Here is a 14,036-nt window from a genome sequence, read left to right as displayed (position 1 = left end):
CGGATTCCACGCGTGCACGAGACCACATGCACGGGGGTCGGACATGCGAGGTTGAGCACGCCCAGTCAGTCATGCGGAGCTCCACGCGCACATGAAGACACGCAGAGATCTACGCGCACGAGGGCGCGTGAAGGTCACACGCATGGAGGCGCGTTCAGGTCCACGCCCATGGGAAGCAGGTGGAGATCTACCGCATAGGACGCACGTGGAGATCTGCGCGGATGAGGGTCAGCAGCCGCAGCCGGCCAGAATCGTGGCGAGTTGGTCGAGCTTGCCCGGATCCACGGAGGTCTTGCCGTCACCGGCCATGAAGGCGAACGCGAGCAGGCGCCCGTCGGCGTCGGTGGCGAGACCCGCGAGCGTGTTGACTCCCGACAGCGTTCCGGTCTTGGCCCTGATCACGCCCGCGCCCCCTGTGCTGCCCGGGGTCGTGTAGCGCGGCGGGGAGAGCGTCCCGGTGAACCCGGCGACCGGCATCCCGGTGATGGCCGCGCGCAGATCAGGGCGCTGCGGCGACGCGGCGAGGGCCGCGATACGCGCGAGCGCGAGAGGCGTGATCCGGTTCCGGGTGGACAGGCCGCTGCCGTCCGAGACGTCCACGCCGTCCGTAATGCCGAGACCGGCCAGAGTCTCGCGGACGGCGCGCGCGCCGCCTTCGAACGACGCGGGCAGCCCCTTCTTCATGGCGACCTGCCGCGCCATGGCCTCGGCCACGTCATTGTCGCTCTCGGTCATGGCGTGCTCGATGAGCGCGGAGATCGGAGGCGACTGCACCGCCCCGAGCTTCTGCGCACCTGCAGCGGCCGTGGCACGCCGTCCCGCCTTGGCCGACACTCCGAAACGCTTAAGCAACCGCGCGAACGTCTGAACGGCAGCGACCGGCGGATCCGGGACGCGGGGCTGCGCGTGCGCGCCAGGCCCGCCAACCCGCCCTTCGTCGACCGTCAAGGCCGTCATAGGAGCGACCTCGCCGTCCGGGATGTAGTTGCGCTTCCAACCTGGCGCTACACGCGAGCCCTGGTAGGCGGACGCGTCGTAGTCGACCCGGACCTGCCGCACCCCCGCGCGCGTGAGAGCCCCGGCGGTCTGCTTGGCCAGGTCCGCAAGCGACGCATACGTTGGACGGCCCGTCCCTGGCTTCTGCGGCTGCGCCGTCAGCGTGGTGTCGCCACCTCCCACGAGCACCACGCCGCCGTCCGCGCCACGAACCGTCCGGGTGGTGATCCTGTGCTGCGGCCCCAGCGCGGCGAGCGCCGCGACGGACGTGGCCAGCTTCGTCGTGGACGCGGGCGTGGCGGCCCGGTCGGCGCGCTGCGCGAACAGCGGCTGGCGCGTCGCCGCGTCGATCACGGCGGCGTTGATCCTCGGGCCGGGCTGATTCAGCACCGCCGACAGCCGCGCCGCCAGCGTGGAGGGGCTCGGAGACCGCGCCGCCAGTGGGTCGGCCGCCTTCAGGCCGCCCGACGTGGGCACCGCGTCGTGCGCCGCGACCGACGGCGGCTGCGGCGAGAGATGCCTGGCAGGTGTGAGTTTCACCACTGCGAGGGCGGCGACCACCGCGAAAACATTGAGCAGGGCCAGTGTGCCCACGGCGAGCGTCCGGGCACGTGTCACCACCGGGACGCCCCTCCCCAACTCAGCACTCACCAACGTGCGACATCCTTATAGTTGCGTCCTCGCCCGCGCGTGAGGACGCGCGCCACGATATAAGGGGCTGCGATCCTCGCCGCCCTCCCGCCAGGGATCGGGCGTGAGAACCAGGGGAGACCCTGCCGTACGGCCTTCGCCGCCACGGCACGTACAGACTAAGACCGCGACCACGCGGGAAGCGGAGGACATCTTGGAATTCGACGTCACCATCGAGATTCCGCGGGGCAGCCGGAACAAGTACGAGGTGGACCACGAGTCCGGCCGCATCCGGCTCGACCGCATGCTGTTCACCTCGACGCAGTACCCGGCCGACTACGGCTTCATCGAGGACACCCTCGGCGAGGACGGCGACCCGTTGGACGCCCTGGTCATCCTGCAGGAGCCGACCTTCCCCGGCTGCCTGATCAAGTGCCGCGCGGTCGGCATGTTCCGGATGACGGACGAGGCCGGCGGCGACGACAAGGTCCTGTGCGTCCCGTCGACCGACCCCCGCATGGAGCACCTGCGCGACATCCACCACGTGCCGGAGTTCGACCGCCTGGAGATCCAGCACTTCTTCGAGGTCTACAAGGACCTCGAGCCCGGCAAGTCCGTCGAGGGCGCGAACTGGGTCGGCCGGGTCGAGGCCGAGGTCGAGGTCGAGCGCTCCCGCAAGCGGTTCGCCGACCTGGGTCACTGACCGCCGGGGACGGCGGCCGCCGTCCCCGTTCCGCGTGGTCACGGCGTCATCCGGAGGGCCGGGTGGCGCCGATGAGGTCTCCGCGGTAGATGGAGGAGACCCGGACGCTGGCCCCGGTGTAGGGAGCCTCCACCATCCGCCCCCTCCCGATGAAGATCCCGACGTGGTGGATCGTGTCCGGATCCGACTTGTCCTTGGCGAAGAAGACCAGGTCCCCTGGCCTGAGCCTCCCGAGCGGCACGTGCGGGCCGGACGTCCACTGCGTGCCCGTCCAGTGGTCGAGCCGCACGCCCGCCTTGTTCCACGCGTACAGCGCGAGGCCCGAGCAGTCGAATCCGTGGATGCCGGAGCCCTGCTCGATGCCGTAGCTGGGCCCGCCCGCGGTGCCTCCACCCCACGAGTACGGCGTTCCCAGCCATTTGAGTGCCGCGCGCGCGGCGACGGCCCCCGTGCCGGACCCGACGGACGCCCCGACCTCCGCGCCCGCGCCTGAGGCGGCCCGTCGGGCCCTGGCCGCCTCGGCCGCCTCAAGTGCGGCCGCACGCTGTCGTGCGAGGTCGGCCGCGCGCGCACGAGCCGTCCCAAGGCTCTGCTCCAGAACCTTCTTCTGCTCGCCGATGCGCGCCACAACGGCCTTCTGCTGCTCCAGGATCTTCTGGGCGGCGGTCTTGGCGTCGACGGCCTGCCTGGTGGCGGTCTGCTGGTCCCGGTACGCCTGCGCGGCCTGACGCCGGAACACGTTCGCGACGATGCGGGACGCCTCGACCTGCTTGATGACCTCGGTACGCCTGCGCGCGAGGACCTCGACCATCCCCGCCCGGTCCATGAAGCCCTGCGGTCCGCCCTCGCCCGCGATGACCGCGGCCCAGGGGTTGACGCCGGTGTTCTGCCGGTAGGCGTCAGCGGCGAAGGACGCCAGCTGCCGCTGAGTTTCGTCATAGCGCTGCTGGGCGTCGGCGACCCGCCGTTGTGCCGCCTGAAACGCCTGCTGAGAACGCTCCAGCTTCACCTGTTCGCCGTTGTACCGCTCTACGGCGGCCTCGGCGGCGATGGCGAAGCGCTCCTGCTCACCATCCGCCTGGGCGAGCTGCGCCTTCGCGCGCCCGACCGCCTCGGCCTTCTTGCGCACGTCGTTCTTGCTCTTGGCGACGTCGTCGGCGCTGGGCGACGGCTTGTGGACGGCCCGCCCGACCGTGACCGCCGCCTGGGCTGACGTAGGGACGGCGGTCAGGCCGACCGCGATTCCGGTGGAGACGGCGACCAGCCGTACGGCGACATCACGAGAAGCCGTGGCGGTGACTGCGGCGTAGACGGCGGCATAGGCGGTCGCGCGTCGACGGGGTATCGGGGTGCACATTGACTGAAACACGGTCCTCCCCTGCCGATATTCACACTAAGCAAGCAGGAACTACTCACAGTAATTCTCTTGCGGCTCGATATGAACTTCCGCCACGGCTCCATCGGCGTTCCCTTGCGACGCGACAGGATCAGGAACCGGGGCAGGTTTCCCGCCCGAACGGTCGAGCGCCCCATGGGCGGATGGACGACGCGGAATCTGAAACCGGCGCGTCTCGGAGGTTCGCGGCGCATTCCCAACAGATCCGCATTCTTCCGGCCCGCTACGACGCCGTCGGCCGCGTCACGACGTTCTCGCCGCATCACGCGCCCGCGCCCGCGGCTGCGGCTGCGGCTGCGGCTGCGGCTGCGGCTGCGGCTGCGGCTGCGGCTGCGGCACGCGTTCGTGACCACATCACACGTTCGGCCGCATCACACGTTCTCTGCTGCATCACGACGCTGTGGGCCTCGGGGACGGTTCACTTCCCGTGGGTGAAGGCGACGAGGGCGGCGGCGACTCGGAGGCCGGTGGCGAGGTCGGCACTGTGGACGTTGACTGAGGCGGTGTCGGCGATGACTGTGGCGCGGATGGGCTGCTTCCCTCCGTGGGTGGCGCGCCAGGCGGGATGCCGGGCAACGGCCTCTGTCCGGGCGGCGCCGGAACGCGCCCGTATGGACCATTGGAGTCTGGGGCGCCGCCGAACTGGAACTGCCTCGCGCGTGCGGGCACAACGGGCGAAGGCCCCAAACCCGCTACACCGAGCGGATATGTGACCGACACCGGGATCGCATCATTGCTCCCGGACGAATCCCGCCCGCTTCGACCGTTGGCCTTAAGGTCGCGGGGGGCCAGCACTGTGGGATGGGGCACTACCCCGTCCGCTATGGCGTGCACTCCGCGTCCCACCTGCCCGGTCAGCGCCATGAAGGCCGCCAGAGTCCCTCCGGCAAGCACCATCAGGGCGGCAACAGCGGCTGCGGCGAGCCTCCCCGCGCGCGTGTGGGACCGACTCTCGGTCAGCGCGGACGCCGTGGAATCGGACGTGCCGCGACGCCTCGCCAATCGCCGCGCGAACACAGAACGGTGCGGCCAAATGGGAAATCCCTCAGCCGTGTAGTCCGTGACCCGCGTGGCGATGAACAGGCGATAGCCGACGAGTTCGGCATCGAGGAAACTGCCGAGCACTCGCTCGCGCAGGTCGTCCGGCAGAGGCGCCCAGGGCAGCAGCCGGAAGACCTTCGCCGCGGAGACGGCGCGCGGCTTGAAGGCCGCACAGCCCTCGCACTCATCTGCGTGCAGGACAAGCTGTTCTCGAAGCACCGGTGTGAGCTCGCCACGTCGCGCGCGCAGGAGCCAACCACGTTCAGCACACGCGAAGGGGCCTTGGTCGACCAGGATCTCCGCGACCAGCGCGGTCTCCAAATCGATGGCCGCGAGGTCGAGTTCCTCCTCGATCCGCTTTGCCGGCGTCCTCGTCACGCGCGCGATGCCTTCGACCGCCAGGCCATGCCGGACGTGCAGGTCAAGCAACTCGCGCTGCCTCCGCGTCAGGGCGAGGACGGCACGCCAGGCCAGAAGCCGCTGGTCTACGTCGTCCTGGTCATGGCTGGCGACGGGCAGATCCGGCGCGCGTTCCTGGTCCGGCTCACGGCGGTCGCACTCCAGCCTCGTGATGGCGTAGAGCCAGGGCCCGAAGAGCTCGGGATCGCTCAGCCGCTCGATCTGCGCCTCAGCCACGACGAACGCATCCCTGGCGGCGACTCGCGCCGCGTCCCGTTCACGCAGGCGCATCCAGCAGTAGGCGAAGAGCCGTTCGGCATAGGCGTCGTACACCGCGGCGGGTGCACCCAGGTCCCGCGCGCGCAGCGCCTCGACCAGGAGACGGTCATTCATAGAGAGAAAGCTAAAGGCTCCACCGGGCCATTAGCGTCAAATTCGCGAGTTCAGACACGTTCAGCAATCATCATCGGATGTAATTGTTCGCCGATTTGCGATTTGCCCACTATGGACTCTTTGTCGATGTTCGCCGACAGAAGGAGCACCCAAGATCGGAATCCACACTCTCAGGGTGGCGGATTTGACACTGTCATGATGACAGTGTCATCATCAGAGGGTGGACGAGACCTGGACCATCACCGAACTGGCGGAGCACGCGGCGGCCGCCCTGGCCGCCGACGGCGTCCCGCGGGTCAACGGACGCGTCCGCGATCTTCCCAACGAGCGGTTGATCCGCTGGTACACCAGCATCGGCCTGCTCGACCCGCCGCTCGGCCGCCGGGGCCGCACCGCCCTGTACGGCCCCCGGCACCTGCTCCAGCTCCTCGCCGTCAAGCGGCGCCAGGCCCTCGGCCGCTCGATCGCCGAGATCCAGGTCGAGCTGGCCGGGGCGCCCGACGCCCTGCTTCGCGGCATCGCGGCTCCCGACATCGAACCCGGCACCACCTCCCAAGCGGAGCACGGGCCGGCCGCAGCGGGCGGTGGCGCGGGGAACCGCACCGACGGCCACACCGGCACTGACGCCGGTCTTTCCGACGACACTGTCGAAATCGACATCGCCCGACCGCGTGACTCCTTCTGGACCGTGCAGCCCAGTGTCCGGTTCCACCGCGAACCGGCACTGGACACACCTCCGGCCGACGAACCCGTCCTCGTACAGGGAGTGCGGATCGCGCCCGGCGTCACCGTCATGGTCGAGACGCGACACCTGGACGAGGACGACCTCGCCGCCATCGCGGAATCGGCCGCACCACTGCTCGACACCCTCCGGCGTCGCGGCCTGCTCGGACCGGCCGGCCGCGACGACTCCCCCCAACGGCACTCTCCCGGGAGGCACCAGTGACCGTGCGCATCACCCAGCTCCCCGAACCCGCCGCCCCTCCGTCCCCGGACGGGGGGCTGGGCGCGCTCCGCACCGACAAGGGCAACCTGCCGCTCGACTCGGTCGACGTCCACGCGACCGTGCGCGGCCTCGCCGCATCGGTCACCGTGGAACAGGGGTTCCGTAACCCCTTCGACGTTCCGCTGGAAGCGACGTACGTCTTCCCGCTGCCCGACCGGGCCGCGGTCACCTCGCTGCGCATGGAGGCGGCCGACCGCGTGGTCGACGGCGTCCTCAAGGAGCGTGGCCAGGCCCGGCAGGAGTACGACGCCGCCATCGCCTCGGGCCGCCGCGCGGCCATCGCCGAAGAAGACCGTCCCGACGTGTTCACGATGCGCGTCGGCAACATCCTCCCCGGCGAACGCGTGACGGTCAGGATCGTCCTCACCCAGCCGCTCCCCTTCGAGACCGTCTCCGGCGGCTCGGGCGGAGAGGCGACCTTCCGCTTCCCGCTGGTGGTCGCGCCGCGCTACATCCCCGGCACGCCCCTCGACGACGAGGCCGCCGGGACGGGCGTCACCCCTGACACCGACGCCGTGCCCGACGCGTCCCGCATCACCCCGCCCGTCCTGCTGCCCGGCTTCCCGAACCCGGTCGCGCTCTCCCTCGCGGTCGACATCGACCCGGGCACCCTGCCCCTCAGCGAGATCCGCTCAGCACTGCACGTCGTCGCTGAAGACGCCGCCGAAGGGCAGACCGTCGTACGTCTGCACCCCGGCGAACGGCTGAACCGCGACTTCATCCTGCGCCTGGTGTTCGACACGCCCGCCACGGGCACCGCGTCGCTGACACTGACGCCGGACGTGGAGGGCGACGAGGGCACCTTCAGCCTGACCGTGCTGCCGCCCGCCGAGGACGGCCACACGCGCCCGCGCGACGTGGTGCTGGTACTCGACCGCTCGTACAGCATGCAGGGCTGGAAGATGGTCGCCGCCCGCCGCGCCGCGGCCCGCATCGTCGACACGTTCACGCCCGCCGACAACTTCGCGGTGCTGTCGTTCGACAACGTCGTGGAGTCCCCACCCGACCTCGGCCCTGGCCTCTCCCCCGGCACCGACCGCAACCGCTTCCGCGCCGTGGAGCACCTGGCGGTGCTGAACGCCCGCGGCGGCACCGAGATGCTCGCCCCGCTCGAGCAGGCGTGCCAGCTGCTGTCGCAGTCGGGTTCCGAGCGCGACCGCGTCCTGGTGCTGGTGACGGACGGCCAGATCGGCAACGAGGACCAGATCCTCAACCGGCTCCAGCGCGGCCTCCGCGGCGTGCGGGTGCACACCGTCGGCATCGACCGCGCCGTGAACGCCGGCTTCCTCAACCGGCTCGCGTCCGCCGGTGGCGGCCGATGCGAACTGGTCGAGTCCGAAGACCGGCTGGACGAGGCGATGGAGCGCGTCCACCAACAGGTGGGCGCACCCCTGATGACCGACCTGTCGCTGCGGCCGGACGGCCTCGACCTACTCAGCGACACGATCGCCCCGCACCGGTTGGGCGCGATCTTCCCCGGCGTCCCCTTGGTCGTGACTGGACGCTTCCGGGGCGCCCCCACCGGATCCGTCGTCCTGCATGGCAAGTCCCCGGATGGCTCGCCACGTGAACACCACGCGTCCGGCGTGAAGTCCGATGCCCCGATGGCATCGGCCCTGTGGGCGCGCGCGCACCTGCGCGACCTGGAAGACCGCTACGCAGTGACCGGCTCGACCGCGCTGGAAGACCGCATCCTCGAGACATCCCTCCGGTTCGGCGTACTGTGCCGCTTCACCGCGTTCGTCGCGGTCGACAGCCGCGTCGTCGCCGAAGGCCAGACCCCGCACCAGGTGACGCAGCCCGTCGAACTCCCCGATGGTTGGGCCGACTCCCCGCGCCTCGAGCCCCCCGAGACCTTCGTCGTCACGTCTGCTCCCGCCCCCGGAGGCTACGGCGCCATCCCCGCGTCCGCCGCCCTGCCCGATCCCAGCGGCCCTCCGCCGGCGCCGGCCGCCCCACGCGGCATGCCCGCCTCCCCTCTCAGGGGCAGCAGCCGCAGCGGCCGCCCCAGAGCGGGAGGCGGCCGCCTGATCGGGGGGACGGCACAAGGAGCCAGCCCCTCGGACAGTGACGAGGTCGACGTGCCCGACTTCCTGAAGGCCGAATCCGCGCCGCGTCCGCCGTTCCCCCCAGTCCCCCCGCCCCCTCCCCACCCTGGCCAGACAACGAGTGGGCCCGGCTCGGCCCCCGGTTCAGCACAGCCCGCGTCCGAGGACGGGCAACCCATGAAGCGCCGGTCGCGCTCACGTCAGCGGCGCGGGTCGGACCCCGCCGAACACACCCCCGGCACAACGTCCGCCGAGGTCGCCGGTCATCTGAAGGTCGAGCTCGACCGGATGCGCACGGTCCCCGAGGCCGACCGTCCGTCCCACCTCGACACCCGGCTCCTGCCCTTCCTGACCTGGCTGCTGTCCAGCGGCCTGGTCCTGACCCCACCCGTCCGCACGTCCCTGGACGACATCGCACAGAAGATTCGCGACCTCCGTGAACCGGCCAAGGAAGTCGCCCCGTCCCGAACCACCGAAGTCTGGCAACAGGCCCTGAGCACCCTGGAGGACCTCACGTCCAACACCCCAACCCCCCGCACCCCCTTCTGGAAGCGCCCGCAGTAACCCAACCGCCCGAACACAGGCCGAACTGGTGCAACGCGGGGCCGCGCCCGATGCCCCGCAAACCCCCAGCCCCGGCACCACCCAATGTCACTCGGCATGCGGCACCCGGCACCCGGCACCCGGCACCCGGCACCCGGCACCCGGCACCCGGCACCACGAGAGCACACCCGTACCGGTCCGCGCGTGCCCTCGCTCGCTCCCCGCAGCTCCTGCAGGGAGCGAGCGAGGTAGGCCACCCATGCGAGCCGACTACGGCCCGCCCCGAGGGCCGCCAGCGTCGCGGGTGTGCAGTGGCGGCGCGGGCGGCGTCGGCACAGGTCGACCGCACTGCATCGGGAGTCACTGCAGGTGGAGCGCCTCTGCCCGCGCAGCCTTGGGTGGTACGTGCGAAAAGGGCTGCGGGCCGTCGGTGCGTCCTCCCGTCCCTGGGCCCGGAAGGTCCGGCCAGAGTCGATGCAGACCGCCCCGGGCGGCATGCGTAAGCCCCGTCCTCGCACGCAAGCGCCGCTCAGCCCCCGCGGCGTCCTTGAGCTCACGAGCTGAGGAGGGAGGCACAAGGCTGGCGACTCGGATTGTCGCCAAGCCCATAAGAGCGCATCAGGGCCAACGCACGGACAGCCGGAGCGGCAGGGTGAACGGGCTACGCGCTTGAGCGCCAACAGCCCACACGGCCTCTTGAGAGCGCGCGGACGGGCGGCATGTGTGACGTGTGCGCTTGAGCGCCACAGTCCACGCGGCCTCTTGAGCACGTGGACGGGCGGCATGCGTGAGCGCGTGCGCGTGGTTGAGGCCTCAGCCCGTGCGCTGGGCGCGCACGGGCTGAGGTGGGTGGGGCTTTGTTCGGGGTGGCGTTGTGGGCGGGTTTGGGAGGGGTGGGGTGGGCGGTTAGGGCTTGGTGGGGGTAGGGGTGGTGGCTCGGGAGCGGGTGAGGTTGAGGAGGGGGATGAGGTTGAAGGCGAGGCCGACGAGGGCGACGCCGGTGACCAGGTTGAGGCCCGGGTGGAAGGGGGCGAAGCCCGCGGCGGGGTGGGAGTCGCTCGCGACCAGGGCGGTGACGCCGGCGAGGACGAGGGCGGCGCCCACCTGGCCGGAGGTCTGGACGAGGCCGGAGGCGAGGCCCTGTTCGGAGTCGTCGATGCCGTCGGTGGCCTGGGCCATGATCGAGGAGAAGCCGAAGGCGAAGCCGCCGCCGAGCAGGATCATCGTCGGGAGGATGGTGAACGCGTAGTGCGGCGTGTTCCCGGCGGTGGCGAGGAACCAGACGTAGCCGAGGGCGAGCGAGACCATCGAGCTGATGATCAGGCGTGAGGTGCCCCAGCGGTCGATCATGCGGCCGACGAACGGCGAGCCGAACGCGACGATGAGGCCGGCGGGCAGCAGGGCGAGCGCCATCTTCAGCGGCGACCAGTGCAGGACGTCCTGCAGGTACAGGGTCATCATGAACTGGAAGCTCATGTAGGACCCGAACAGGGCGATGACGCTGACGTTCGCGCGGACGATCGTGCCGACGCGCAGGATGCCGAGCCGGATCAGCGGGTGCGCGACGCGCTGCTCGGTGATCACGAAGCCGACCAGGAGCGCGGCCGCGACGACGATCGAGCCGACGGTCAGCGGGTCCAGCCAGCCGCGTTCGGGCGCGGTGACGACGGTGTAGACGGCCAGCAGCATCCCGGTGGTCAGGGTGACCGCGCCGACCAGGTCGTGGCCGCCCTCGGCGGCGGGCTTGTCCCGCGGGATGAGCGCGACGCCCACGGCCAGGGCGACGAGTGCCAGCGGGACGGGGGTCAGGAACGTCCAGCGCCAGCCGACGCTGGTGAGCAGCCCGCCCAGGATCAGGCCGGACGAGTAGCCGCTCGCGCCGAACACCGAGAAGACCGAGAGCGCCCGGTTGCGGGCGGGGCCCTCGTGGAAGGTGGTGGTCAGGATGGACAGGGCGGTCGGGGCGGTGAACGCGGCGGCCAGTCCCTTGACGAAGCGGGTCGCGATCAGCAGCGTCCCGTCGTTCACCAGGCCGCCGATCAGGGACGCGACGGCGAACACGCCGAGGGCGATGAGGAACACGCGGCGGCGTCCCAGCAGGTCGGCCGTGCGGCCGCCGAGCAGCAGGAGCCCGCCGTAGCCGAGGACGTAGCCGTTGACGATCCACTGGAGCGAGGTCGTGGAGAGCCCGAGCTCGGTGCCGATGGACGGCAGCGCCACGCCCACCATCGACACGTCCAGCCCGTCGAGGAACAGCACGGCGCACAGCACCGCGAGCACCCCCCACAGCCTGGGGGTCCAGCTCTGCTCGGCCGGGGTGTCCGGGGACGCCGGCGCTCCGGTCGCGGACGAAGAGGAGGTTTCGGTGATGGTCACGCCGGAGGACGATACATGCACGCGCATTCAATGTCCAAGCATTAATTTCCAACGAAATTAATTCGCGTGCATCAGATGCGCGCGACGGGTAGGATGCGCCGCATGGCACCCCACCCCGGCCTGGTCGACCAGTGGCGTTCCCTGGTGACCTGCTACAACACGGTCGCCTGTGCGCTCGACCGCGCGCTCCACGACGCCCACGGCCTGACCATGAGCGAGTTCGAGACCCTGGAACGCCTCGTGGAGGCCGGCTGCGAACAGCGGCGCGTCCAGGAGATCGCGGCGGAGATGTACCTCAGCCAGAGCGCCCTCTCCCGCACGATCGCCCGGCTGGAGAAGAACGGCCTGGTCGTCCGCGGGATGTGCGAGTCCGACCGGCGCGGCGTCTTCGTCACGCTCACCGACGAGGGCCGCAGCCGCCACGCCGCGGCCTCCGTCACCCACCGCGCGATCCTCGCCGAACACCTGACCCCGGCGGACGAACCGTCCGCCGCACTCGTCACCTAGGCGGACACATGGCGGACGGGACGACCCGGCTCGACATCGGCGTCACCAGATCCATGAAGATTCAGGCGGTGGCACTGGCCGCCGTCCTTTTCCCGGCGTTCGGCGGGCTGGCGTCCGGGCTGGGGCGGGGTTTCGGCCCTGCCGGATGGACGATCGGGCTGGTCATGTTCGCCGCGGTGGCCGTCCTGGTGATCACGGTCGCCATCAGGATGTTCCGCTACCGGGTCTGGCTGGAGGACGGCACGCTCGCCGTCCAGCAGGCGTTTCGGGTGCGCCGATTCGACCTCGCGGAGGCGGACGTCCTGCTGCAGTGGGCCGAGGCGCAGGAGCATCCGTCCGGCCCGCAGACCGGCGTGGTCGCGATGGACGTCCGGGAGCGGGGGCGCCAGCGCGGCCTGCGGGTGCGCCTGCTCGACTCACGCAACCGGCGGATCCCACCCGTCCAGTTCCTCGCCCTCGCGGACGCGATCGACGCCCGGGACGGATCGCCGCACGTCAGCGCGCTCAGTCTTCGTGAGGCGGCGTCCGCTGAGCCTTCCGGCGCGGCCTGACCGTCCGGCGGACGGCGACCGCCACCATCGCGACGAGGGCGATCGGCGTCAGCCAGAACGCCCACCGCTGGTCCAGGCTCATCAGCGCGCAGCCGGACAGCGCCACGGCGACGCCGATCCCGACGACGCGGCTCTCGAGCAGGTCGCCTTTCCGGAACGTCCAGAGTCCGGTGCCCAGCACGACCAGAACACCGATCGCGAGCGCGGCGAAGGCCGCTGCCAGAACCTGGTTCACCGGTCACCGCCGCCGATCGCGGGCCCGCCAGGCCAGAGGACGGCCAGGTCGGCGGGCGTGAGCGGATCCCGGTAGGCGGCACGGAGGACCGTCCGGGCCAACTCCGGATCATCCGCCTCGGCGAGATTCACGAACCAGTCGACACCCGCCGGATACGCCCACAGATACGACCGCAGCTGCGGATCCGCTCCCCGGTCGCTCAGCAGGTCGGAGATCGCCGCGTCCGACGTCCAGGGCAGGTCGCGCCGCGCCTGAGCGGCCAGTTCCCCGATCGACGCGCCATCGTTCAGCGCCAGGTGCAACCCGGCCCGGACGAGCTGGTTGTAATGATCGAACCGGACCCGCGTCCGCAGCATCGGATCGTCCGGCGCGACGAACAGCGGCAGCGCCTGGGCCAGCCCCTCCAGAAGGACCTGGTGCGGAGCGTGCACGGACATGAGCCGCACCCACGGCACGTCCTCCGCCGCGCACCGCGCCGACCAGCTGGCGCTCTGCAGGCCGTGCCCGAGCACCTCGTGCAGCGCGAACTGCCTGGCCGCGACCTCGCTGAACGTGATGTTGCGCAGGTTCAGCCGCAGTCGGACGCGGCTCCCCGCGCCGTCCAGCCAGTACGCCCAGTAGGCGTCCGCGTCGGCGTTCTCGATGGTCAGCTCGAACGGCGCGTCGCTCCCGGTGAGCTCGCGCACGACGTCCTCGAAGTCGTCGGCCGCGGCCCTGATCGCGTCCGGCGCGTCCGCGTTCGGGACGTGCCCCTCGACGGACCGCAGCTCACGCGCCGCGTCCGGCCCCCACGTCACGCCGATCCCGGCGAGCGCCTCGCGCGCGAGATCACGCCGATGCGCGACGTACTCGTCCGTCCAGCCGAGCGCCTCGCACCCCTGCGTCGCCCGGACGTACTCCCGCAGCGGCAGCCGCTCCCCCAGCAACGCGCCGAGGTAGGCGACATCGGCGTCCAGCCGGGAGGCCGTCCATCCGGACGCCCGTTCCCGCAGCTCGACCAGCCCGCGCCGCGCCGTGAGCCGATCCGCGACCAGCTCGCCCTCACCACCGGACGGCGCGCAGTCGAAATCGATGATCTCCGGCGCCCCACGCGACACCTCGTACGCATGCCAGCCCCGAAGCAGCGCCTCGGCCTCGTCCCGCAACCCGTCCACCGAACGAGGCTATCGACAACCCGGTCCCCTCCTGGCCACCTCCCGCCGCCTCCCCCTC

The 14,036-nt window shown here is 71.0% G+C and carries 11 protein-coding genes; 5 read left to right on the top strand and 6 right to left on the bottom strand.

Going from position 1 to position 14,036, the window contains the following annotated elements; genetic code table 11:
• Positions 1-228: 228 nt before the first annotated feature.
• Positions 229-1,647, bottom strand: coding sequence for a D-alanyl-D-alanine carboxypeptidase/D-alanyl-D-alanine endopeptidase (gene dacB / locus P696_RS0122720; protein ID WP_245627774.1), 1,419 nt, complete (start codon positions 1,645-1,647; stop codon positions 229-231).
• 193 nt (positions 1,648-1,840) lie between these two features.
• Between dacB and P696_RS0122715 the strand changes: the two genes are divergently transcribed.
• Positions 1,841-2,329, top strand: coding sequence for an inorganic diphosphatase (locus P696_RS0122715; protein ID WP_026414139.1), 489 nt, complete (start codon positions 1,841-1,843; stop codon positions 2,327-2,329).
• A 46-nt stretch (positions 2,330-2,375) separates the two neighbouring features.
• Here the strand turns inward: P696_RS0122715 and P696_RS0122710 are convergent, their stop codons facing one another.
• Together P696_RS0122710 and P696_RS52825 are read right to left on the bottom strand one after the other, a co-directional pair.
• Positions 2,376-3,686, bottom strand: coding sequence for an NlpC/P60 family protein (locus P696_RS0122710; RefSeq protein WP_084337983.1), 1,311 nt, complete (start codon positions 3,684-3,686; stop codon positions 2,376-2,378).
• Positions 3,687-4,115: 429 nt separating this feature from the next.
• Positions 4,116-5,558, bottom strand: coding sequence for a sigma-70 family RNA polymerase sigma factor (locus P696_RS52825; protein ID WP_026414137.1), 1,443 nt, complete (start codon positions 5,556-5,558; stop codon positions 4,116-4,118).
• Positions 5,559-5,778: 220 nt separating this feature from the next.
• Between P696_RS52825 and P696_RS58295 the strand changes: the two genes are divergently transcribed.
• Both P696_RS58295 and P696_RS0122695 read left to right on the top strand, forming a co-directional pair.
• Positions 5,779-6,504: a MerR family transcriptional regulator gene (locus tag P696_RS58295; RefSeq protein WP_026414136.1), complete on the top strand. Its 726-nt coding sequence runs from the start codon at positions 5,779-5,781 to the stop codon at positions 6,502-6,504.
• Positions 6,501-9,176, top strand: a complete 2,676-nt coding sequence (locus P696_RS0122695; protein WP_026414135.1) for a VIT domain-containing protein — start codon at positions 6,501-6,503, stop codon at positions 9,174-9,176. The genes P696_RS58295 and P696_RS0122695 overlap by 4 nt, the downstream gene beginning before the upstream one ends.
• Positions 9,177-10,061: 885 nt before the next feature.
• On the opposite strand, the gene P696_RS0122690 is transcribed toward P696_RS0122695, so the two are convergent.
• Entirely contained in the window at positions 10,062-11,531 is a 1,470-nt protein-coding gene (locus tag P696_RS0122690) for an MFS transporter (protein ID WP_026414134.1), read from the bottom strand.
• 102 nt (positions 11,532-11,633) lie between these two features.
• On the opposite strand from P696_RS0122690, the gene P696_RS0122685 reads away from it, so the two are divergent.
• Positions 11,634-12,038 (top strand): MarR family winged helix-turn-helix transcriptional regulator, encoded by a 405-nt coding sequence (locus tag P696_RS0122685; RefSeq protein ID WP_026414133.1) that lies wholly within the window; start codon positions 11,634-11,636, stop codon positions 12,036-12,038.
• 8 nt (positions 12,039-12,046) lie between these two features.
• Complete coding sequence (locus P696_RS0122680; RefSeq protein ID WP_026414132.1) at positions 12,047-12,589, top strand: hypothetical protein; 543 nt, start codon at positions 12,047-12,049, stop codon at positions 12,587-12,589.
• On the opposite strand, the gene P696_RS0122675 is transcribed toward P696_RS0122680, so the two are convergent.
• Together P696_RS0122675 and P696_RS0122670 are read right to left on the bottom strand one after the other, a co-directional pair.
• Entirely contained in the window at positions 12,543-12,824 is a 282-nt protein-coding gene (locus P696_RS0122675; protein WP_026414131.1) for a hypothetical protein, read from the bottom strand. The two genes, P696_RS0122680 and P696_RS0122675, sit on opposite strands and share 47 nt — an antisense overlap.
• On the bottom strand, positions 12,821-13,978 hold the full coding sequence (locus tag P696_RS0122670; protein WP_245627773.1) for a hypothetical protein: 1,158 nt from the start codon (positions 13,976-13,978) through the stop codon (positions 12,821-12,823). Before P696_RS0122670 ends, P696_RS0122675 begins: the two co-directional genes overlap by 4 nt.
• Positions 13,979-14,036 lie beyond the last annotated feature (58 nt).

The sequence above is a fragment of the Actinomadura oligospora ATCC 43269 genome (assembly GCF_000518265.1).
GTDB lineage: Bacteria > Actinomycetota > Actinomycetes > Streptosporangiales > Streptosporangiaceae > Spirillospora > Spirillospora oligospora.
This window is presented reverse-complemented; position numbering and strand designations above follow the sequence as displayed.

Excerpts from the sequence above, each read along its gene's own strand:
- P696_RS0122710 (WP_084337983.1), bottom strand. The coding sequence starts at position 3,686 with ATGTGCACCCCGATACCCCGTCGACGCGCGACCGCCTATGCCGCCGTC.
- P696_RS52825 (WP_026414137.1), bottom strand. The coding sequence starts at position 5,558 with ATGAATGACCGTCTCCTGGTCGAGGCGCTGCGCGCGCGGGACCTGGGT.
- P696_RS0122685 (WP_026414133.1), top strand. The coding sequence starts at position 11,634 with ATGGCACCCCACCCCGGCCTGGTCGACCAGTGGCGTTCCCTGGTGACC.
- P696_RS0122680 (WP_026414132.1), top strand. The coding sequence starts at position 12,047 with ATGGCGGACGGGACGACCCGGCTCGACATCGGCGTCACCAGATCCATG.